The 19,691-nt window shown below is 73.7% G+C and carries 13 protein-coding genes; 7 read left to right on the top strand and 6 right to left on the bottom strand.

Going from position 1 to position 19,691, the window contains the following annotated elements:
- The first annotated feature begins 146 nt into the window (after positions 1-146).
- Complete coding sequence (locus ACFQ11_RS11455; RefSeq protein WP_378298072.1) at positions 147-1,577, top strand: LCP family protein; 1,431 nt, start codon at positions 147-149, stop codon at positions 1,575-1,577.
- A 220-nt stretch (positions 1,578-1,797) separates the two neighbouring features.
- Positions 1,798-2,769, top strand: coding sequence for a glycosyltransferase (locus tag ACFQ11_RS11460; RefSeq protein WP_378298074.1), 972 nt, complete (start codon positions 1,798-1,800; stop codon positions 2,767-2,769).
- Between the two features lie 57 nt (positions 2,770-2,826).
- On the opposite strand, the gene ACFQ11_RS11465 is transcribed toward ACFQ11_RS11460, so the two are convergent.
- A complete protein-coding gene (locus ACFQ11_RS11465; RefSeq protein ID WP_378298076.1) occupies positions 2,827-6,042 on the bottom strand; it encodes a hypothetical protein in 3,216 nt (1,071 codons plus the stop codon).
- A 154-nt stretch (positions 6,043-6,196) separates the two neighbouring features.
- Entirely contained in the window at positions 6,197-7,702 is a 1,506-nt protein-coding gene (locus tag ACFQ11_RS11470) for a sulfatase family protein (protein WP_378298077.1), read from the bottom strand.
- A gap of 139 nt (positions 7,703-7,841) precedes the next feature.
- On the opposite strand from ACFQ11_RS11470, the gene ACFQ11_RS11475 reads away from it, so the two are divergent.
- Positions 7,842-9,314 (top strand): family 43 glycosylhydrolase, encoded by a 1,473-nt coding sequence (locus tag ACFQ11_RS11475; RefSeq protein WP_378298079.1) that lies wholly within the window; start codon positions 7,842-7,844, stop codon positions 9,312-9,314.
- A 12-nt stretch (positions 9,315-9,326) separates the two neighbouring features.
- On the opposite strand, the gene ACFQ11_RS11480 is transcribed toward ACFQ11_RS11475, so the two are convergent.
- The 4 genes from ACFQ11_RS11480 to ACFQ11_RS11495 all read right to left on the bottom strand — a co-directional run bounded on the left by ACFQ11_RS11480 (position 9,327) and on the right by ACFQ11_RS11495 (position 14,569).
- Positions 9,327-10,982 (bottom strand): glycosyltransferase family 39 protein, encoded by a 1,656-nt coding sequence (locus ACFQ11_RS11480; RefSeq protein ID WP_378298081.1) that lies wholly within the window; start codon positions 10,980-10,982, stop codon positions 9,327-9,329.
- The gene (locus ACFQ11_RS11485) at positions 10,963-11,943 is read right to left on the bottom strand and encodes a glycosyltransferase (protein ID WP_378298083.1); all 981 of its coding nucleotides are present in this window, start codon (positions 11,941-11,943) and stop codon (positions 10,963-10,965) included. Before ACFQ11_RS11485 ends, ACFQ11_RS11480 begins: the two co-directional genes overlap by 20 nt.
- A complete protein-coding gene (locus ACFQ11_RS11490) occupies positions 11,940-13,148 on the bottom strand; it encodes a hypothetical protein (RefSeq protein WP_378298084.1) in 1,209 nt (402 codons plus the stop codon). Before ACFQ11_RS11490 ends, ACFQ11_RS11485 begins: the two co-directional genes overlap by 4 nt.
- An 86-nt stretch (positions 13,149-13,234) precedes the next feature.
- Entirely contained in the window at positions 13,235-14,569 is a 1,335-nt protein-coding gene (locus ACFQ11_RS11495) for a hypothetical protein (RefSeq protein WP_378298086.1), read from the bottom strand.
- A 163-nt stretch (positions 14,570-14,732) separates the two neighbouring features.
- On the opposite strand from ACFQ11_RS11495, the gene glf reads away from it, so the two are divergent.
- From glf to ACFQ11_RS11515, 4 genes are read left to right on the top strand one after another with little or no spacing between them, the layout of a single operon-like run.
- A complete protein-coding gene (gene glf / locus ACFQ11_RS11500) occupies positions 14,733-15,890 on the top strand; it encodes a UDP-galactopyranose mutase (RefSeq protein WP_378298088.1) in 1,158 nt (385 codons plus the stop codon).
- Complete coding sequence (locus tag ACFQ11_RS11505; RefSeq protein ID WP_378298090.1) at positions 15,887-17,929, top strand: glycosyltransferase; 2,043 nt, start codon at positions 15,887-15,889, stop codon at positions 17,927-17,929. Before glf ends, ACFQ11_RS11505 begins: the two co-directional genes overlap by 4 nt.
- Complete coding sequence (locus ACFQ11_RS11510) at positions 17,926-18,888, top strand: ABC transporter permease (protein ID WP_378298092.1); 963 nt, start codon at positions 17,926-17,928, stop codon at positions 18,886-18,888. The genes ACFQ11_RS11505 and ACFQ11_RS11510 overlap by 4 nt, the downstream gene beginning before the upstream one ends.
- Before the next feature lie 2 nt (positions 18,889-18,890).
- A complete protein-coding gene (locus ACFQ11_RS11515; protein WP_378298094.1) occupies positions 18,891-19,652 on the top strand; it encodes an ABC transporter ATP-binding protein in 762 nt (253 codons plus the stop codon).
- Positions 19,653-19,691: the final 39 nt, after the last annotated feature.

Raw genomic sequence — 19,691 nt, forward strand, 5'->3', positions numbered from 1 at the left:
CCGCGGGCATGGGCACCGTCGGGGACACCGTCCGCCGGGTTCGGCGGCGGGATCCGCCGGACCGCGACGGGTGTTCGCGCCGGCCTGACGTCGGACTTTTCCGTGACGAGGGTGGCGAGTGTCCAATCTGTGCTGAAATGTTGCGGATGCAGCGAGCCGCCGTGCCGCCTCCCGTCTACTACGCGGACGAGGACTACGACGCTCCGCCGATGCGGGAGTCGCCGGGGCGCGCGTGGCGCGCCCTCGGCTGGGTGTCGATCGCCCTGTCGGTCGTCCTGGTGATCGGGAGCCTGACCGCGTACGGGTTCTGGCGGCGGCTGGACGGCCGCATCGACCGCGAGGACGTCAAGGGGCGGCTCGGGGAGAACCGGCCCGCGAAGCTGAACGACGCGACGAACATCCTGCTGCTCGGCTCCGACAGCCGGGAGGGGGAGAACTCCCGGTACGGGGTCGAGGCCGGGCGGCGCTCGGACACGACGATCCTGCTGCACATCTCGCCGGGCGGGAAGGGCGCGATCGGGCTCAGCTTCCCCCGGGACTCGATGGTGAGCATCCCCGAGTGCGAGACCGACCGGCGGACGGTCCCGGCCCGGTTCGGCATGATCAACTCGGCGTTCGCGGAGGGCGGCCCGGCCTGCACCTGGCGGACGATCGAGGACCTCACCAGGATCCACATCGACCACTACGTCGAGGTCGACTTCTCCGGGTTCACGCGGGTCGTGGACGCGCTCGGCGGCGTGGAGATCTGCGTGCCGCGCAAGATCGACGACCCGAGGGCCGAACTGCACCTGGAGGCCGGGCGGCAGACCGTCCGCGGGCAGCAGGCCCTCGGGTACGTCCGGACCCGGTACGGCTTCGGCGACGGCTCGGACCTCGAGCGGATCAAGCGGCAGCAGGCGTTCATGGCGTCGATCGTCAAGAAGGCGACCGACAGCAGCATGCTGACCGATCCCGGGCGGGTCTACAAGTTCCTCGAGGCCATCGCGAGCTCGATCCGGACGGACGAGGGCATGACGCTCTCGGTGATGCAGGAGCTCGCGACGGGCCTGCGCGGGATCAGCGCCGGGAACGTCCGGTTCGTCACCGTCCCGGTGCAGGCGTACCCGCAGGACCGCAACCGCGTCCAGTTCGACAAGGCGCGGGCCGAGCCGCTGTTCGCGGCGATCCGCGAGGACAACACGGTGCCCGAGCCCGAGCCGCCGCCCGCGAAGAAGGGACCGCCGCCCGTCCAGCCCGCGCAGGTGAAGGTCGGGGTCTACAACGGGACGACCTCGTCCGGGCTCGGCAAGCGGACGGCCGAGCAGCTCGCCGACCGCGGGTTCGACGTCGTCAAGGTCGGCAACGCGGACAGGACGTACGAGAAGACGGCGATCCTGTACGGGACGGGCGCGAAGCGGCAGGCGGAGCGGCTCGCGATCGCGGTGCCGGGGCATCCGCCGAAACCGTGGGCGAAGGCCAAGCCGGGCCAGGTGTACCTCGTCATCGGCGCGGACGGCGCGAAGCTCCGCGGCGCGCCCCCGATGCCGAAGGTGGCCGGAGAAGTCCGAGCAGATCAGGACATATGCGCCGCCGGCTAACCGGACGTACGGTAGCGACGTGGTGTCTCGCGCGTCACCCCGGTATCCTCGCCGCGGGCAACCCCCAACCGCACTAAAGCGTCACATGTAGGACGGCAGCACACCCCCCGACGACACCCGACCCCCCCGCGGAGCCGCCCCCCGCACCCCGCTCCGCCCAGCGTCACGGCCCCCCACCCCGGAAACGGACCGCATGCAGCCCGAGCCATTCACTCTGCTCATGACCGTCTATGGCGGTGACCGGGCCGAGTATGTCAAGGACGCCTTCCGCAGTGCGGTGCACGACCAGACGCTCCGCCCGGACCAGGTCGTGCTGGTGCAGGACGGCCCCGTCTCCCCGGAACTCGCCGCCGCCCTCAAGGAGCTCGTCGCCGCCAGCCCCGCCGAGGTCGCCTACGTCCACCTCGAGCACAACCGGGGCCTCGGCCCCGCGCTGGACGCCGGCCTGCAGGCCGCCCGGTACGACATCATCGCCCGGATGGACGCCGACGACGTCGCGATGCCGCACCGCTTCCAGCTCCAGGTGCCGCTCGTCCGGTCGGGGGCCGACCTCGTCGGCGCGGGCCTGCTGGAGTTCGGCACCGACATCGAGGACGTCGTGGGCCGCCGCATCCCGCCGAGCGACCCCGAGGACATCGCCCGCTACTCGCGCCTGCACGACCCGTTCAACCACCCCACGGTCGTCTACCGGCGCAGCGCCGTGTGGGCCGTCGGCGGCTACGGCGACCTGCCGCTGATGGAGGACTACTGGCTGTTCGTCCGCATGATCGCCGCGGGCGCCCGGATGGTGAACGTGCCCGAGCCGCTCGTCTACTACCGCGTCGGCGACGGCGCCTACCGGCGCCGCGGCGGCCGCGACCTGCTCCGCTCCGAGTTGCGGCTCCAGCGCGAGATGCGCCGCGAGGGGTTCATCACCGGCCCGCAGTACGTGCGCAACGTGGTGGTGCGGGGCGGCTACCGGCTCGTCCCCACCGCGATCCGCAAGCCGTTCTACCGCGCGATCGTCGCGACCTACGGCGACCGCCGCAACCGCGAACGCGACCGCGTCAACCTCGAACGTCCGGACGTCGGCGAGCCGGAGAAGCGCGCGTACGTGCCGCGCCACGCCCGCCCGCCCGTGCCGGACGACGAGCCGATGGCGTGGCCGCTGTCCGCCCCGCCGCCCGAGCACCCCGGTCACCACGCCCGCTGAACGCGGAGGCGGCCGCCGGACCCCGTCCGGCGGCCGCCCAGGACCCTCCCTACGCGCTCACCGCTCCCAGAGGACGGGCTGCGCGCCGCTCGCGTCGACGTTCTGCCCCACGCCGAGCACCCTCTCCTTGAACGGGGCGAGCCCGGTGATCTCCTGGTCGCCGTCGCCGCCGAGGCCGGTCCCGCCGGGCTTCGCCGCCTCCCAGGACTTCCCGTCCTTCGAGGTCAGCGACACCACGTCCGCCGAACCCGACTCCCGGCTCGTCGCGGCCGCGGCGAACCCGCCCGGCGTCGCGGTCAGCGCCGTCACGGTGATCTTCCGGTCGCCGCCGGGGGCCGGCAGGTCCTGCCACGTCTTGCCGCCGTCGGCCGAGGTGTAGCCGATCCAGACCAGCCCCTGCTGCGTCGCGGCGATCCCCGCGGCGACGAGCGTGTCGCCCTGCGCGGCGACGTGCGTCAGATGCGCCTCGCTGACCCCGCTCGGCACCGGCAGCGACTTCAGCGCCCACTGCTTGCCGTCGGCCGACGACCACACCGCCGGATGGTTGCCCTGCGCGTCCCGGTGCCCGCCGACGGCGACGAACCCCGACGCGGGCGCGGCGACGTCCAGCATCCACTTGAACGCGTCGGACGCGCCCTTCAGCGCGTTCGCGTCGGCGCCGGCGCCCTTCTCCCAGTTCTTCAGGTCGGTGGAGAACCAGGCCGAGGCGGAGAAGCCGTGCGTGCCGACCACGACGTACCCGGCGGAGCCCGCGGCGACGCCGCTGGTGGCGGGCACGCCGTCGCCGTCGGGACGGAACGCCGCCGCGGAGTCGGCGGCCTGCCAGGTCGCGCCGTCCTGCGAGGTGACGACGAGCGCGCGCTTCGGCGTCGTCTGGTCGTAGCCGACCGCGACCCAGCCGGACCCGCCGGCCGCGACGTCGAGCAGCCGCTGCGCGTTGGGGCGGGTGAAGGCGGCCCCGAGGCCCTGCGCGGGCTTCCAGGCCGCGCCGTCCGCGGACGTCCACACGGCGGCGTCGCCGGACGCGCTGCCGACCGCGACGGCCAGCGACCCGGACCCGCCGACGGCCTGCACGGCGTGGTCGGGGCGGATCGCGCCGGGGATCTTCGCGAGGTCGACCGGGACCTCCTGGCCGCCGGCGTCCCACACGGCGAGCAGCGGGTCCATGTCGCCGCCGCCGGGCTCGCGGCCCACGAGGACGGTCTGGCCGTTCACGACGGCCGCGCCGGTGACCTCGCGTCCCGGCTTGGCGGGCGCGGTGCCCGCCGCCTTCCACGTGTTGCCGTCCGCGCTGTGCGACAGCAGCACGTCGCCGCCGCGCGCGACGAGCGCCGTGTAGCCGTTCGCGTCGCCGACGATCCGGTCGGTCGACCGGTAGCCCTCCGCGGCGACCTTCCCGGCCTTCGTCCAGCTCTGCCCGTCCTTGGAGACGAACGCCTGCCCGAACATCGTGTCGCCGTCCTTCATCTCGCGGACGGCGAGGAACCCGGCCTCGCCGCCGCCGACGATGAGGCCGCGGCTGCCCTTGGGCACCGGCACCTCGGACGTCGCCCAGGTGCGGCCCCCGTCCTGCGAGCTCCACACCTTCCGGTACTGCGGCGGCTTCTTGTTGTCGGGCTTGATGAGCGCCTCGAGCAGGACGACGTCGCCGCTCGCGGCGACCTCGACCAGCGAGTACGACGCCTTCTTGACGTTCAGGCCGATCTGGTCGCCGGCGCGGGCCTCCCAGGCGCGCCCGTCGGAGGACAGCCAGACGACCGGCTCCGCGTCGCTGAAGTCGCCCTTCGCGGACTTCGCGCCGATGGCGATGTACCCGGCGCCGGTCGCCACGATCCGGTCGACCCGGTTGCCGCCGTCGAAGACGCCGCCGACGGCGTCGGGCTGCCGCGTCCAGCTCTGCCCGTCGGAACTGGTCCAGACGGCGCCGCCGGTCGAACCGGCGCCGATCGCCACCCAGCCGGACGGGCCGCCGCCGACGGCCTGCGGGGTCGCGTTGCCCCCCGCGCCCTCGACCGCCGCCGACTTGAACGTGCGCCCGCCGTCGGTCGACACCAGGAAGATGCCGCGGGACGCGCCCGCGCCGACCTCCGAGCCGACCGTGACGATCGTCTGGCCGACCGCGGCGGCGCCGCCGAGCTCCTGGTCGCGGCCGTCGGTCTGGGCGGAGCCCGGCACGGGAAAGGCGGCCGCGGCGAGCGAGGCGTCCCCGCCGTTCGAGGGGCCGTCGTCGCCGCCGAGGACGTTCACGACCGCGTAGCCGCCGCCCGCGATGATCGCGGCGGCAGCCAGCCCGGCGACGCCGATCAGCAGGCCCTTCTTGCCCTTCTTCTTCTTGGGCGCGCCCTGCTGCGGCGTCGTGCGCCACGGCTCGTCGATCTGCGGGGGCGGCGACGCGGGCTGCGCGGGACCCGGCTGCGCGGGCCCGGCGTTACCGCCCGGGACCTCCTGCGCGTACGGGAACGGCTGCGGGCCGGGGGGCTGCGCCGGCGGCTGCTGACTGGGGACGCCCGGGATCTCCTGCGCCCAGGGGAACGGCTCGGGCGCCGGGTTCGGCGCCGGGGCGGGCGGAGTGTGGGAGGCGGCGCCGTTGGCGGGCGGCTGCTGGCCGGGGACGCCGGGAATCTCCTGCGCCCACGGGAACGGCTCGGGGGGCGGCGGGGCGGCGGGCTGCCGCGCGCCCGCGATCTGCTGCGTGTCCGGCTCGATGGGCTGCTCGGCGCGGGTCGCGTCGGCCGGGACCTCCCACTCGGGCCGCTCGGGCGGCTCGGGCCGCGCCGGGCCCGGGACGGGCGGCGCGGGCGGCTGCTGCCCCACCTGCATGGTCTTGTCGGAGTCGACGGCGTCGGAATCGACGATCATCGTCGCGTCGCCCTCGCCCGAGCCGGCGCCGGACGGCCCGGCGGACTCGTCCGACCACGCGGAGGAGTCGGCGACCGTGTGGTCGGGCGCCTCCTCGGCGCCGCCCGCCCCGGGGAACGGCGGCAGCGGCGGCGGCTCGGCGGCGGGCGCGGGCTCGTCGTCCTTCTTGAAGATCTGCGTGCGCATCCCGCTGAGGTCGAGGTCGCTCACCGTGCGGTTGGTGTCGTCCTCCGGCTCCTCCGGGAGCGGCGTGCCGAACGGCGGCAGCGGGGCGGGCTCGGGCAGCAGCGGCGCGGCTCCGCTCGGCTGCTCACCGTCGTTCAGCCACTGCGGCGGCGGGGGAGCCTCGTCCGGCCGCCCGGTCTCGGGCCGCCCGCCCTGGTGGTCGTCGTCCGGGGTTCCGGTTGCGGTCACACCTGCACTCCAGCCTCTGTCGTGTGCATGCCGCCTGCATGCGCGTCGTCGTCTGCACGGTCATGTCTGCAACACCGTCATGCCGTACGCGCGGGGGCCGTACTCACCGGCGATGATAGCGGCGCATACGGGACGGAACTCCCCGCCGGATTCCCTAACCGCTCCGCCCCGCCGCGGCGCACGACGTCCCCGCGCACCGGGTCAGCGCGTACAGCCGCGCGGTGAGCGTCCGCAGACGTTCCGGGGGCAGCGTCGCGGCGATGTTGGAGAGGTGGTGGGGGTCGCGCGTCAGGTCGTAGTACTCGCGCTCGCCGTCCGCGTACTCGACGTACAGCATGTCGGTCGTCCGAAGCGCATTGTAGGTCGTGGGCGCGCCGGGCAGGGCGTCCTGCCGGTCGGGATCGAGTTCGGAGTACGCGGGCTTGACGTGTTCGAAGAGGGCGGTGTCGCGCCAGTCCGCGGGGGCGGCGCCGCGCAGGAACGGGACGAGCGAGCGGCCGTCGGTCTCGGCGGGCACCGGAGCCCCGGCGAGCTCGAGGAACGTGGGCGCCATGTCGGTGTTCTGCACGATGTGCGAGACCCGCCCGCCGCCGCCGATGCCGGGGCCGACGAACACGAACGGCACCCGGACGTCGATGGTGTACGGGGTCATCTTGCCGCCCGCGAGCCGGTGCTCGCCCATGTGGAACCCGTTGTCGGACCCGAAGACCACGACGGTGTCCTTCTCGATCCCGAGCTGCTTCAGGGTGGCGCGGATCTCGCCGAGCATCTCGTCCACGGACTGCACCATGCGGACCCGGTCGCGGAACCCGGCGTCGATCCGCTCGATCTGGCGCGGGCCGAGCTTCTTGTGCCGCCGCAGCCACGCCGGCTTGTCGCGGACGTCGGCCTCGTTGAACGCGGGCGTCCGGGGCGCCTTCAGGTCGGGGAAGAGCGCGGCGTGCCGGGGCGCGGGGACGAACGGGCCGTGCGGCGCGAACGTCGAGACCTCCATGAAGAACGGCTGCCCGGAGGCGTGCGAGCGCTTGATGAAGTCGAGGCTCTTGTAGGACAGGACGTCCGTCATGTAGTCCTGCGGCTCCTCGCCGTAGTGGACGATGCGGCCGTTCTCGTTCAGGTTGTAGCCGAACTCGGGGTAGCCGTTCCCGCCGACGTACCACTCGTTCCAGCCGGGCGGGACGTTCGTCGAGCCGGTGGCGGGGTCGCGCGGCTGGTAGCCGTTCATGTACTTGCCGAGCATCGCGGTCCGGTATCCGGCCTTCTGCAGGCCGGTCGCGAACGACTTCTGCTCGCCGCCCTCCCGCTGGAAGACGCCGTAGCCGCCGAGCGGCGGGAAGTTCGTCCGGACCTTCGTGTTGTGCGGGTACTGCCCGGTGAAGAAGGTGGCGCGGGACGTGCAGCAGAGCGAGTCGGCGACGAGGAAGTTGTCGAACGTGACGCCCTCCGCCTGCATCTTGCGCACCTGCGGCATGTGCGGGACGAGCTTCCAGGAGAGGTCGTCGGTCAGGACGAACACGATGTTCGGCTTCGTGACGGGGGCCTTCTCCTTCGCCGGGCCGCTCTCTTTCCGCGGGAAGCCGAAACAGCCGCTCAGGACCAGCATGGAGAGCGCGAGGAGGACGGCGGGCCCGCCGCGCCCCAGCCGGCTTCTATCGAACAAAGTCGGCCACTCCTCGTGCCCTCGGTCTCCGGCGCGCCCGGTCGCGGCCGCCGGGGCCAAGCGTAATCGGCCGCCGGGTGATTCGCGTGCCGAGTGGTGGTTCGCCGTCGTGTGCCGGTTGTTGGCATGATGCGAGGTGATGTGGAGGACGGGCGGGGCGCCGCGGGCGCGTGGACCGCTGACGCCGCTGTTCGTCGGTGCGGTCGTCAGCGGCGCGGTCGCGCTGGTCGTCGGGCTGGCGGCGTCGTGCGGCCCGGACGGCGGGCGGCCGGACGCGCGCGCCTCGTCGAGCGCGCCCGCGCCGAGCCCGGCCGGGACGGCCGCGCCGATCCTGCCGCCGGGGTACTCGCCGACCGAACCGGTCCTCGACGACTCCTTCGCCGACCCGGCCGCCGTCAAGGTGGGCGACACCTACTTCGCCTACGGCACCAACGGCGGCGACGCGAAGATGCCGGTCGCGACCGCGCCGGGGCCCGCCGGGCCGTGGACCCGCTCGCCCGGCGACGGCCTCGCCCGCCTGCCGGCCTGGGCGGAGGAGGGCTGGACTTGGGCGCCGGAGGTGGTGCCGCCCCAGCGGCGGGGCGACCCGTACCTGCTGTACTTCACGGCCCGCCGCAGGGACGCGGACGTCCAGTGCATCGGCATCGCGACCGCGACGTCGCCCGCCGGCCCGTTCGTCCCGCGCGAGGGCGAACCGCTGATCTGCCCCGCGCGGCTGGGCGGCGCGATCGACGCGGCGTCCTTCATCGAGGACGACGGGACCCGGTTCCTGCTGTACAAGAGCGACGCCCGCAAGACCGCCGCGATCTACCTGGTGCAGCTGACGTCGGACGGGCTGGAGCTCGCCGCCCCCGCGACCCGGCTCCTCGGCCGCAGCGGCGACGAGCCCGTCCTGGTGGAGGCGCCCGACCTCGTGAAGCGGGACGGCAAGTACGTGCTGTTCTACTCGGCGGGCTGGTACTTCAAGCCGAACTACCAGACCCGGTACGCGGTGGCGTCGTCGGTGTGGGGCCCGTACGAGAAGGGGCCCGCGCCGATCCAGTCGACGGACCTGTACGGCGGGAAGATCGAAGGGCCGGGCAGCGCGGACGTCCTCAGCGACGGCACCGGCGACTACCTGGTGTTCCACGGCATCACCGAGTACCACGGCGGGTCGCGGGTGACGCGCCCCATGTACGTGGCGCCGCTCGGCTGGGACGGGACGCGCCCGGTCGTGCGGGGCGTCCCCGCCCGGTACGAGGTCGAGGCGGCCCGGCTGAACGGCTGCGTGTCCGCGCTGCCGCGCCCGAACGCGTCCGGCGGCAAGGCGGCGGGGCCGTTCGCGCGCGACGACTGCACGGTGGACGTGCGGGTGTTCGCGCCCGTCGCCGGGCGGTACTCGGTGCGGGTGCAGTACGCGAACCGGTCCGGTGCGGAGTCGGACCTGGAGGTGGCGGTGAACGGGACGGCGGCGGGGTCGGTACGGCTCGCCGCGACCGACGGCGCCGACTGGACGTCCGTCACCGCGCAGGTGCGGCTGGGCGGCGGCTGGAACACGCTGGGGCTGCGGCGCCTCTCCGGGGCGGGACGCCCGGCGGGCAAGGGCCAGCTCGACTACCTGGAGGTCCGGTAGGGACGCGTCCGCTCAGGGCCGGGCGCGTTCGCGGTGCGCGCGTTCGTGGGGCGCGCGGTACGGGCCGGTCCGCTCGAACAGGACGAGCCACCCGCCCCGGAACGTCCAGGTGCGGACGGGGCGCCACGGCCCGGCGGCCTGGACGGCCTGTTCCCGGGCGTCGACGATCGGGGGGTGCGGGTCCAGGGACCGGTGGTTCATCACCCACACGCGGTCGTACTTCGCGAGCTTCGGCCCGAGGTCGCGCGGGCGGACGTCGCGGCCCTTGAGGTTCGCGGCGGCCACCGGGCCGACGCGCATGCCCACGTCGTCGAGCCGGCCGAAGACGTCCGGGTAGGCGGCCGCGTTCCACCGCACCACGCCCGCGAGGTACACGACGGCGTCGCCGGGGCGGGCGTTCGCCGCGACGGCCGACGCGGCCTCGCGCATGTTCTCCGGGCGGCTCTCCTCGTGGCGGATGAGGCCGTGCGGCTGCACGGAGGGCCCGGCGAGCGCCGCCGCGGCCGCCGCGAGCACCGCGATCCGGTCGGCGCGGCGGGACGCGGCGGCGAGGAGCCGCGCGAGTCCCGCGCCGAGGAGCAGGCCCAGGGCGGGCAGCGTGTAGACGGTGTACCGGTAGTAGAACATCGGGTCGCCGACCATCGAGACGACCAGCAGCAGTGCCGTCGGCACCACCAGCCACGGGACGGCGACGGCGGCGAGCGGCACCCGGTGCGGGCCGCTGCGCGCGCGCAGGGCCGCGACCGCGCCGATCACCGCGATCGTCAGGACGGGCACCACGAGGGGGCCGGACCCGCACACGAACTGCACCTGCGTCCACACGACGTCCCACGACGGTTCGGGCAGCCATGCCACCTGCCGCGTCTGGTCCCGCGCGGCGAGCGCGAACGGGACGAGCGGCGCGGCGGCGAACGCGGACGCCGCCAGCCACCGCGCCCAGACGCCCGGCGCCGCACGCATCGCCGGCAGCGTCGCGGCGTGCGCCGCGACCAGCAGGACGCCGTGCAGGTGCAGGAACCCCAGCAGCATGACCGCCGGGGCGTACCCCGCGAACCACGGCCACCGGCGCCGCGCGTCCGGCTCGACGCCCCGGACGAACAGGTACGTCGCGAGCACCGCGGCCGCCGCGACCATCGCGTAGGAGCGGCCCTCCTGCGCCCACCGGGACGTCTGCACGGCGACGGCGAACGCCAGGCCGCCGAGCAGGGCCGCGGACGTCCCGTGCAGCCGCCGCGCGAGGACGGTGACGCCCGCCGCGGCCGCCGCCGTCGCGAGGGCGCTCGGCAGCCGCAACGCGAACTCGCCCGTCCCGAACGCCAGCACCCAGGGCCGCATGATCATGTAGTAGAGGGCGTGGACGAGGTCGAGGTGGTCGAAGACGGCGAACATGTCCCGGTACGAGCGGGTCGCCATGCTGATCGTCGCGGCCTCGTCGAGCCACAGCGACGGGCGGCCGATGCCGATGAGGGAGATCGCGAGCGTCAGCGCGGCCGGGAGCAGCGGCAGGAACGGGCCGTTCGCGAACCGCGCCGCGCGCCCGCGCCCCCGCCCGCGCGGTCCCGCGGCGGGGCCGGGGGCGGGGGCGGTCAGCGGCCCGCGCGCCTCGGGAACGTCCTGCGCGTTGGGAACGTCCTGCGCTTCGGGAACGTCATGGGGCGTCGCCGTCATGGGAGGGGACCTCGACTCCGATCTCGCGCAGCACGTCCGCGGTCGGCCGCGGCCGGCCGAACACGCCCGCCCGCGCCCCCCGCACGAGCGCGCGGCGCAGCACCGCGCGGTCCGAGGAGCCGGCGAACGTGCGCGACCAGCGCCGCACCGTCGAACCCGCGTACAGGACGCGTTCCGGCGGCGCCAGCCCGCGGCTGCCGGTGAAAAGCCAGATCTTGTTGCGGACCTCGTAGTAGAAGCGGTCGCCGGGATCGGCGTCCGCACCCCCGAACGTTCTGGTCTTGTGGACGACGACGCTGTCGGGGCACAGCACCCCGCGGCGCCCCCGCAGCAGCCGCGTCGTGAACTCGAAGTCGTCGTTCCACAGGAAGTAGTCGGCGACCGGCAGGCCCCGCGCGCGGACGGCCGCGGCGTCCACCAGCACCGACACGAACGACGCCGACCGGATCGGGACGCACCCCGCCGCGTCCGCCGCCGCCCGCTCGACCGCCGACGCGCGCGGCTTCGGCCGCGGCGTGTTCATCGGATGGTCGCGTCCGTCCGTCCACACCACCCGGCTGGCCAGCAGGGTCGCGGGCCCGTCGGGCCCCGCCGTCCGGTCCCGGGCGGCGAGCAGGGCCCGCAACGCGCCGGGCTCCGGCACGGTGTCGTCGTCCAGCAGCCACAGCAGGTCCGCGTCCCCGGCGAGCGCCCGCGCCATCCCGGCGGCGAACCCGCCCGCGCCGCCGGTGTTGCGCGGCAGCACCAGCAGGTCGGCGTCCGGGAACCGTTCCCGGACCATCGTCGCCGTGCCGTCCCCCGACGCGTTGTCGACGACGACGACGCGGTCGGGCGGCCGCTCCTGCGCGGCCAGCGCCGTGAGGGACTCCGCCAGCAGGTCCCGCCGCTCGTAGGTGACGACGACCGCCGCGACCGTCACCCCGGAGACCGCGGACGCCCGGCCGGACGCCCCGCCGGTCACCCGCGCCTGCCGTTGGGGCGGCCCGCGGCGCGGCGGGCGGCGCGCTGCAGCGTCGGGGACGGCGACGCGGCGGCCTGCACCAGCCGGTCGAGGTTCTCCCGGACGTCCGCGAGCTGCCCGTGCAGGTGCGCGATCCCGATCCGGTCGTGCACCGCGTTGAGCCGCTCCAGCAGGTACGCCGACACCCCGATCGACGCCGCGGCGATCAGCTCGTCCGGGACGTCCCCGGGGAGCGTCGCCGCGCGCGGCGTCCGCGACGTCGTCAGCTCGTCCAGGTCGCCGACCACCCCGTACCCGGCGGTGCGCAGCTCGGCGACGATGGCGCGGGTGCGGTCGGCGGCCCAGTCCGCGTGCCGGGGCGGCAGCCCCATCGGCGTGCGGTCGGCCGCGTCGGTCCCGGCGACGAGGCCGCTCCCGATCAGGTGGTCGCGGACGACGCGCTCGTAGTCGCCGCCCAGCGCGGTCCCGAGCCGCCCGTTCAGCCTCCGCAGCAGCTCCGCCTCGACCGCCGACAGCGGAGCCTCGTCCGCGAGGCCCTCGACGTCGCACGTCGCCGGGTCGATGCCGGTGAGCGCGCAGAACCGGTCCCACAGGACGTCCGGGCCGTCTCCCGGCGCGGGCAGCGTCAGGACGTGGACGCGTTCCCTCGGCACCGCCGACTCCCAGGTCCGCAGCACCCGGACCGGGTCGTGCAGCCCCCAGAACATCGGCCCGAACGGTTCCGGGGCGTCGATGCCGAACTCGACCAGGTCGTCCACGAACCGCTCGAACGTGATGTCGTGGTTGTGGCGGATCTGCTCCTGCCAGTCGTAGATGAGCTGCCAGCCGAGGTCGCGGGTCGCGAAGACCACGTGCACCTCCGCGGGCTCCAGCGTCGCGACCGCGTGCCGCGCCTGGGCCGCGGTCGCGCCGCCCAGCAGCCCGTGCGAGAACACGACCGTGGGGCCGTCCCAGTCGCGGGCCCGCTTCGCCACCCGGTCCCACGCGCCGTCCCACGCCGGGTCGCGGTGCCCGCCCCAGCTCATCTCCCGCAGGTCCATGACGGCGCCGAAGTGCTCGTTCGGGCCGGTGACCGGGTGCCCGACGCCGGCGTCGGCGAGCCGCCGCCGGTTCGCCCACAGCGCCCGGTGCAGGAACGCCGCCCCCGCGGTCGGCGCGCCGACGTGCAGGTAGACGGCCTTGCGCCCGTCCCCGCTCTCTGCCATCTGCCGGTTCACCTCGTGCCTCGTGTCGGTGCTCGTGTCGGTGCTCGTGTCGTGCTCGGGTCTCGGTCCCGCTCCCGGTGCCCGGGTCAGCGGTTCGGGTCCGGGCCGGGGTCGGCGCGGGCGGCGATGTCCTGCAGCAGACGGTAGGCGCCGCGCAGTTGCCCCCGGACGGCCGGGTACCGCTCCCCGACCTCCCGCATCGCGCGGACCGTCCGCGGCACGGCCTCCTCGGCCATCAGCGCCGTCACCTCCCGCAGCAGCGCGGCGTCCGCTCCCAGTTCGGCGAGCCGCTCGGCGACGGGCACGTCCGGTTCGGCGACCCGCGCGGCGCGGTCCTCGGCGTCGCGGAGCCGGGCCAGCAGCGTGCCGACCGCGTCCAGCCCGACGTCCGCGACGTCCGGCCAGACCGGCTCGTCCGGGTCGGGGGCGGGCGGCAGCCACTTCGCGGTGCCCGGCCCCACCATCGGGATCAGCTCGTACAGGTCGCCGACGACGTCGTAGCGGGCGCCGCGCAGCCGCTCGACGGTGTCGACGGCCACCTCGGTCGCCCACGGCAGGTGCTCGGCGGGCAGCACGGTCTTCGCCGGCGACGGCCGCGCCGCCAGCACGCCCTGCGCCAGGTTGAGCTTCACCTCCGCGTTGTGGACGTGCCACCCCACCCGCTCGCGGTCGAGGACCCGGTTGAGCCGCAGCAGCCACTGGGTCTCGGCGAGGCCGAGGGACGGGTTGTCGAACGGGGCCGCGAGGTCGTAGGCGTCCGGATCCAGCCGGACCGCCTCGCAGAACCGCCGCCACAGCAGGTCGCGGGGCGCCCCCGGGCGGGGCAGCGTCACCACGTGCACCCGGTCGCGCGGCAGCGTCCCGCCCCAGCGGCGCAGGACGTCCACCGGATCCTGCAGGCCCCAGAACAGCCGCGACATCTCGAAGGCGTTGCGGTCGGGCTGCTTGAGCGTCGCGACGAACTCCGAGAACGAGGTGTCGAACCGGTTCTTGACGTCCTCCTGCCAGTGCGCCGGGATCTGCCGGGCGAGGTCGCGGACGGTGAACACCACGTGGACGTCGGCGAAGCCCAGGTCGGTCAGCGCCCGCCGCACGTACTTCATGCGGGCGGGCGCGAACAGCTCCTGCGAGATGATCGCGTCGCCGCCCCAGTCGCGGACCTCGTCCACGAGCCGCCGCCACGATCCCGGGACGGACGGGTCGGACGCGCCGGAGAAGAACGTGTGCCGCAGGTCGAACGCGGCCCGGACGTGCGCGGCCTGGTCGGCGCCCGGATACAGGACGCCGTGCTCGCGCAGCCGGTGCCGGTTGTGCCAGAGGATCTGCTGCAGGTACGTGGTGCCGCTCTTGGCCGCCCCGACATGCAGGAAGACCGCCGGGCGGGTACCCCGCTCGGCGCGTCCGGAATGGGACGAGATCACCGTGTTCCTTGATTCCTGCACCGGTATCGATCGAACCCCGGGTATCTTAGCCCCAATCTGTACCAACGGACCGGCTGGCGACCCACGTGCAGCGGGTCCCGCACACCGGGTTCTGCAAACACCCCCCGCCGGATGGACGCCCCCCTGTATGAATGTTGATCTCGTGGTGGCCGGCAGCGGGCTGTTCGGGCTTACCGTCGCCGAACGCTGCGCGGCCGACCTGGGCCTGCGCGTGCTGGTCCTGGACCGGCGCGACCACATCGGAGGGAACGCCTACAGCGAGGACGAGCCGGAGACCGGCATCGAGATCCACCGCTACGGCGCCCACCTCTTCCACACCTCGAACGAGCGGGTCTGGGAGTACGTCAACCGGTTCACCTCCTTCACCGGCTACCGGCACCACGTCTACTCCCGGTACCGCGACCGGATCTACCCGATGCCGATCAACCTCGGCACCGTCTGCGAGTACTTCGGCCGGGCGTTCACCCCGGACGAGGCGCGCGCACTGATCGCCGAACAGGCCGCCGAGGTGACGGACCCGGCGAACCTGGAGGAGAAGGCCATCTCGCTGATCGGGCGCCCGCTGTACGAGGCGTTCATCCGCGGCTACACGGCGAAGCAGTGGCAGACCGACCCGCGCGACCTCCCGCCCGAGATCATCACGCGGCTGCCGGTCCGGTACACGTTCGACAACCGGTACTTCAACGACACCTACGAGGGACTCCCGGTCGACGGCTACACGGCCTGGCTGGAACGGATGGCCGACCACCCGAACATCGAGGTGCGGCTGAACACCGACTTCGCCGACCTGCGCGACGACGCCGTCGGCAACGTCCCGGTCGTCTACACCGGCCCCCTCGACGCCTACTTCGGCCACGCGGAGGGCGAGCTCGGCTGGCGCACCCTCGACTTCGAGATGGAGATCGCGGACACCGGCGACTTCCAGGGCACCCCGGTCATGAACTACGCCGACCAGGACGTCCCGTACACCCGCATCCACGAGTTCCGGCACTTCCACCCCGAGCGCCGCGACCGCTACCCGTCCGACCGGACGGTCATCATGCGGGAGTTCTCGCGGTTCGCCGAGCGCGGCGACGAGCCGTACTACCCGATCAACACCCCCGGCGACCGGGAGAAGCTGCGCGCGTACCGCAAGCTCGCCGCCGCCGAGGAGGGGGTCCTGTTCGGCGGGCGGCTCGGCACCTACCAGTACCTGGACATGCACATGGCCATCGCGAGCGCGCTCAGCATGGTCGACAACCGGCTGCGTCCCCATTTCGCCGAGGGTTCGCGTCTCATCAGTGGAGGTGTCGACGAATGAGCGACATGGGAGCAGGAAACGACCTCCGGGTGCTGCAGCGGGTCGTGCTGCCGGTGGACCGCGACCTGGACGTCCTGAAGCTGTACGTCGAGGGGGAGATCGGGCGCGGCGCGGAGGCGTTCGCGGCCGAGGCCGCCGCCGAGGCGGGCGAGGCGGGCGGCGCGGGCGGCGACACCGTCGGGCGCCGCAGCGTGGTCGTCCCGGTCGGGCGGCGGGTGTCGTTCGCGACGTACTTCAACGCGTTCCCGGCGAGCTACTGGCGCCGCTGGACGTCGGTGGACGAGGTGCTGCTGCGGGTCCGCGTGCGCGGGCAGGGGAACGTCATCGTCTACCGGTCGAGCGCGAAAGGGCACGTGTCGCGCGTCGCGTCCGTCCGGGTCGACAGCGACGACGCCCACGAGGAGACGTTCCGGCTGTCGCTGAGCCCGTTCATCGACGGCGGCTGGTACTGGATGGACGTCCTCGCCGGCGAACGCGACGCCGTCCTCGAGCGGGCCGACTGGTGCGCCGAGCCCGGCCACGTCCGGCAGGGCCGCGTCAGCCTCGGCATCACCACGTTCAACCGGCCGAACTTCTGCGTCGACCAGCTCGTCGCGCTCGCCGCCGCGCCCGAGGTGCTCGACGTCGTCGACGAGATCTTCGTCGTCGACCAGGGGAACCAGAAGGTCCGCGACGACGAGCGGTACGCGGCCGCCGCCGAGGGGCTCGGGGCCCGGCTGCGGCTCATCGAGCAGCCGAACCTCGGCGGTTCCGGCGGGTTCTCCCGCGCGATGGACGAGACGCTCCGGTCCGGCACCAGCGACTACGTGCTGCTGCTCGACGACGACGTCGTCACCGAGACCGAGGGCATCCTGCGCGCCGTCGCGTTCGGCGACTTCGCCCGCACCCCGACCATCGTCGGCGGGCACATGTTCAACCTCTACATCCGCTCCCAGCTGCACGCGTACGGCGAGGTCATCGCGAAGTACCGATGGTGGTGGGAAGAGGCCGAGCACACCCGCCGCGAGCACGACTTCGCGCTCCCGCCGGCGCAGACCCTCGACCCGGACGCGAAGCCGAAGACCAGCTCCGGCGGACTGCTCAAGACGCCGTGGCTGCACCGCCGCGTCGACGTCGACTACAACGGCTGGTGGATGTGCCTCATCCCCACCGACGTCGTCCGCAAGATCGGCCTGTCGATGCCGATGTTCATCAAGTGGGACGACGCCGAGTACTGCGTCCGCGCCGGCGCGGCCGGGTTCCCCACGGTGTCGCTGCCGGGCATGGCCGCCTGGCACGTCCCCTGGCAGGACAAGGACGACGCCATCGACTGGCAGGCGTACTTCCACGAGCGGAACCGGATCGTCACCGCGCTGCTGCACTCCCCGTACGAGCGGGGCGGCAACCTGGTGAAGGAGAGCTACATCATCTCGGTGAAGCACGCCCTCGCCATGCAGTACTCCACCGCCGAGCTGATGCTCACCGCGGTCGAGGACGTGCTGACCGGCCCCGAGCACATGCACGCCGGGATCCGCACCAAGCTCGCCGACATCAACGCGTTCCGCGCCGCGTTCCCCGACGCGCAGAACCGGCCGAGCCACGAGGAGTTCCCGCAGGTCCGTACCAACCGGCCGCCGAAGCGCGGGCGCACGCCCAAACCGCCGGCCGGACGGGCGAACGTGCTCGCGACCGCGATGCTCGGCGCCGTCAAGCAGCTTCGGCCCGTCGACCCGGCCGCGCACGGCAACCCGCAGACCGTGATCCCGCACATCGACCGGCACTGGGGGCTGCTGTCGAAGTTCGACAGCGCGCTCGTGTCGTCCGCCGACGGCACGAAGGTCGCCTGGTACCAGCGCGACCCCGAGCGGTTCAAGCGGATCCTGAAGCGCACGTCGCTGCTGCACGCCCGGCTCAGCCGCGAGTGGCCGCAGCTGAGCGAGCGCTACCGGTCCGCGATGGACGAGCTGGCCTCGCAGGACGCGTGGCGCCGCACGTTCGAGGCGTCCGATCCGCCCGGTGGTCCGGACGGGACGGGCGCGCCGGGGGCCGGGCGGCGATGACGGCCCACCCGACCGCGAACCACGCCGGCCGTCCGGGCTCGGACCAGGCCGGGGCGAACGTCCCGGGCGGCGACGGCGGGCACGGGCGGCACCGCGCGTCGCCCGTCCCGCCCGACCCGGGGCTGCGCCCGCCGGGCGGGGACGGCGGGCTGCGGCAGACCGTCCGGCACACGTACCTGCTGCGGCTGCTTGTTCGGCGCGAGCTGCGCGCGCGCTACAAGGGCTCGCTGCTGGGCCTCGGCTGGTCGTACGTGCGGCCCGGCGTGCACTTCTCCGTGTACTTCTTCGTCGTCGGCGTGTTCCTCGGGATGGACCGCGCGATCGAGGACTTCCCGATCTACCTGTTCTCCGGGATGGTCCTCATCCACCTGTTCACCGAGACGATCCACTCGACGACCCGCTCCGTCACCGGCAACGCGGCGCTGATCCGCAAGGTGTTCCTGCCGCGCGAGCTGTTCCCGTCGGCGTCGGTGCTGGTCTCGCTCGTGCACTTCGTGCCCGGCATGCTGATCCTGCTGTGCGCCGCGATCGTCGCGGGCTGGCGGCCGACGCCGGGCGGCCTCGCCGCCGCCGTCCTCGGGTTCGCGATCATCGTGACGCTCGGGCTCGGGCTCGGGCTGCTGTGCGCGGCCGTCAACGTGTTCTTCCGCGACCTCGAGCAGGTCGTGGACATCTCGATGCTCGTGATCACCTGGTCGGTCCCGATGATCTACCCGTGGACGCACGTGCAGACCCACGCGCCCGCCTGGGTGCTCGACGTCTACCTCGCGAACCCGCTGGTCAGCGCCGTGTCCCTGTTCCAGAAGGCGTTCTGGCTGCCCGGGACGCGCGGGGACTTCGCGCTGCCGCCCGACCTCTACCTGCACGCCGGGATCTCGCTCGCCCTCAGCCTGGCGGTGTTCCTCATCGGGCGTGCGGCGTTCGCCCGCATGCAGACGCGTTTCGCCCAGGAGCTATAGAAGTGTCCGCTTCGATCGTCGTCGACTCCGTGACCAAGCACTTCACCCTGCGGCACGCCCGGTCGATCAAGGAGATGAGCGTCCGGGCGCTGCGCCGGCAGCCGCTCTCGGACCGGTTCAAGGCGCTGGACGACGTCAGCCTCACGTTCGCGCAGGGCGAGACCGTCGCGCTGATGGGGCTCAACGGGTCCGGGAAGAGCACCCTGCTCAAGATGATCTCCGGGGTGCTGAACCCGGACTCCGGTTCGGTGCTCGTCCGGGGCCGCATCGCCGGGCTGATCGACGTCGGCGCCGGCCTGCACCCCGAGCTGACCGGCCGCGAGAACGTCTACCTCAACGGCGCGATCCTCGGGATGTCGCAGGCCGAGATCCGGCGCAAGTTCGACGAGATCGTCGACTTCTCGGGCGTCGAACGGTTCCTGGACGACCAGGTGAAGTTCTACTCGTCCGGCATGTTCATGCGGCTCGCGTTCTCGATCGCCGCGCACACCGAACCCGACGTGTTCCTCATCGACGAGGTCCTCGCCGTCGGCGACCCGCCGTTCCGGCAGAAGTGCGTCAACCGGATCCGGGAGCTGCGCGGCGAGGGCCGCACGATGGTCATCGTCGCGCACGACATCAAGATGCTCACCGGGCTGTGCGACCGCGGCGTCACGATGGAGCACGGGCGCGTCCTGTTCGACGGCCCGACGGAGCAGGCGGGGCGGCTCGTCCGGGAGGCCCGGGCGGCCAAGCGCGCCGCCCACACGGGGACGCCGACCTGACCGGAACCGGAATCCAAAGGTGATCGACGGATGTAGCTG

It is taken from the genome of Actinomadura sediminis (genome assembly GCF_042675525.1).
Classification (GTDB): Bacteria; Actinomycetota; Actinomycetes; order Streptosporangiales; family Streptosporangiaceae; genus Spirillospora; species Spirillospora sediminis.

Bases quoted from the DNA above. Each gene is read 5' to 3' on its own strand.
- ACFQ11_RS11455 (WP_378298072.1), top strand. From the start codon at position 147: ATGCAGCGAGCCGCCGTGCCGCCTCCCGTCTACTACGCGGACGAGGAC.
- ACFQ11_RS11460 (WP_378298074.1), top strand. From the start codon at position 1,798: ATGACCGTCTATGGCGGTGACCGGGCCGAGTATGTCAAGGACGCCTTC.
- ACFQ11_RS11475 (WP_378298079.1), top strand. From the start codon at position 7,842: ATGTGGAGGACGGGCGGGGCGCCGCGGGCGCGTGGACCGCTGACGCCG.
- ACFQ11_RS11480 (WP_378298081.1), bottom strand. From the start codon at position 10,982: ATGACGGCGACGCCCCATGACGTTCCCGAAGCGCAGGACGTTCCCAAC.
- ACFQ11_RS11490 (WP_378298084.1), bottom strand. From the start codon at position 13,148: ATGGCAGAGAGCGGGGACGGGCGCAAGGCCGTCTACCTGCACGTCGGC.
- ACFQ11_RS11505 (WP_378298090.1), top strand. From the start codon at position 15,887: ATGAGCGACATGGGAGCAGGAAACGACCTCCGGGTGCTGCAGCGGGTC.
- ACFQ11_RS11510 (WP_378298092.1), top strand. From the start codon at position 17,926: ATGACGGCCCACCCGACCGCGAACCACGCCGGCCGTCCGGGCTCGGAC.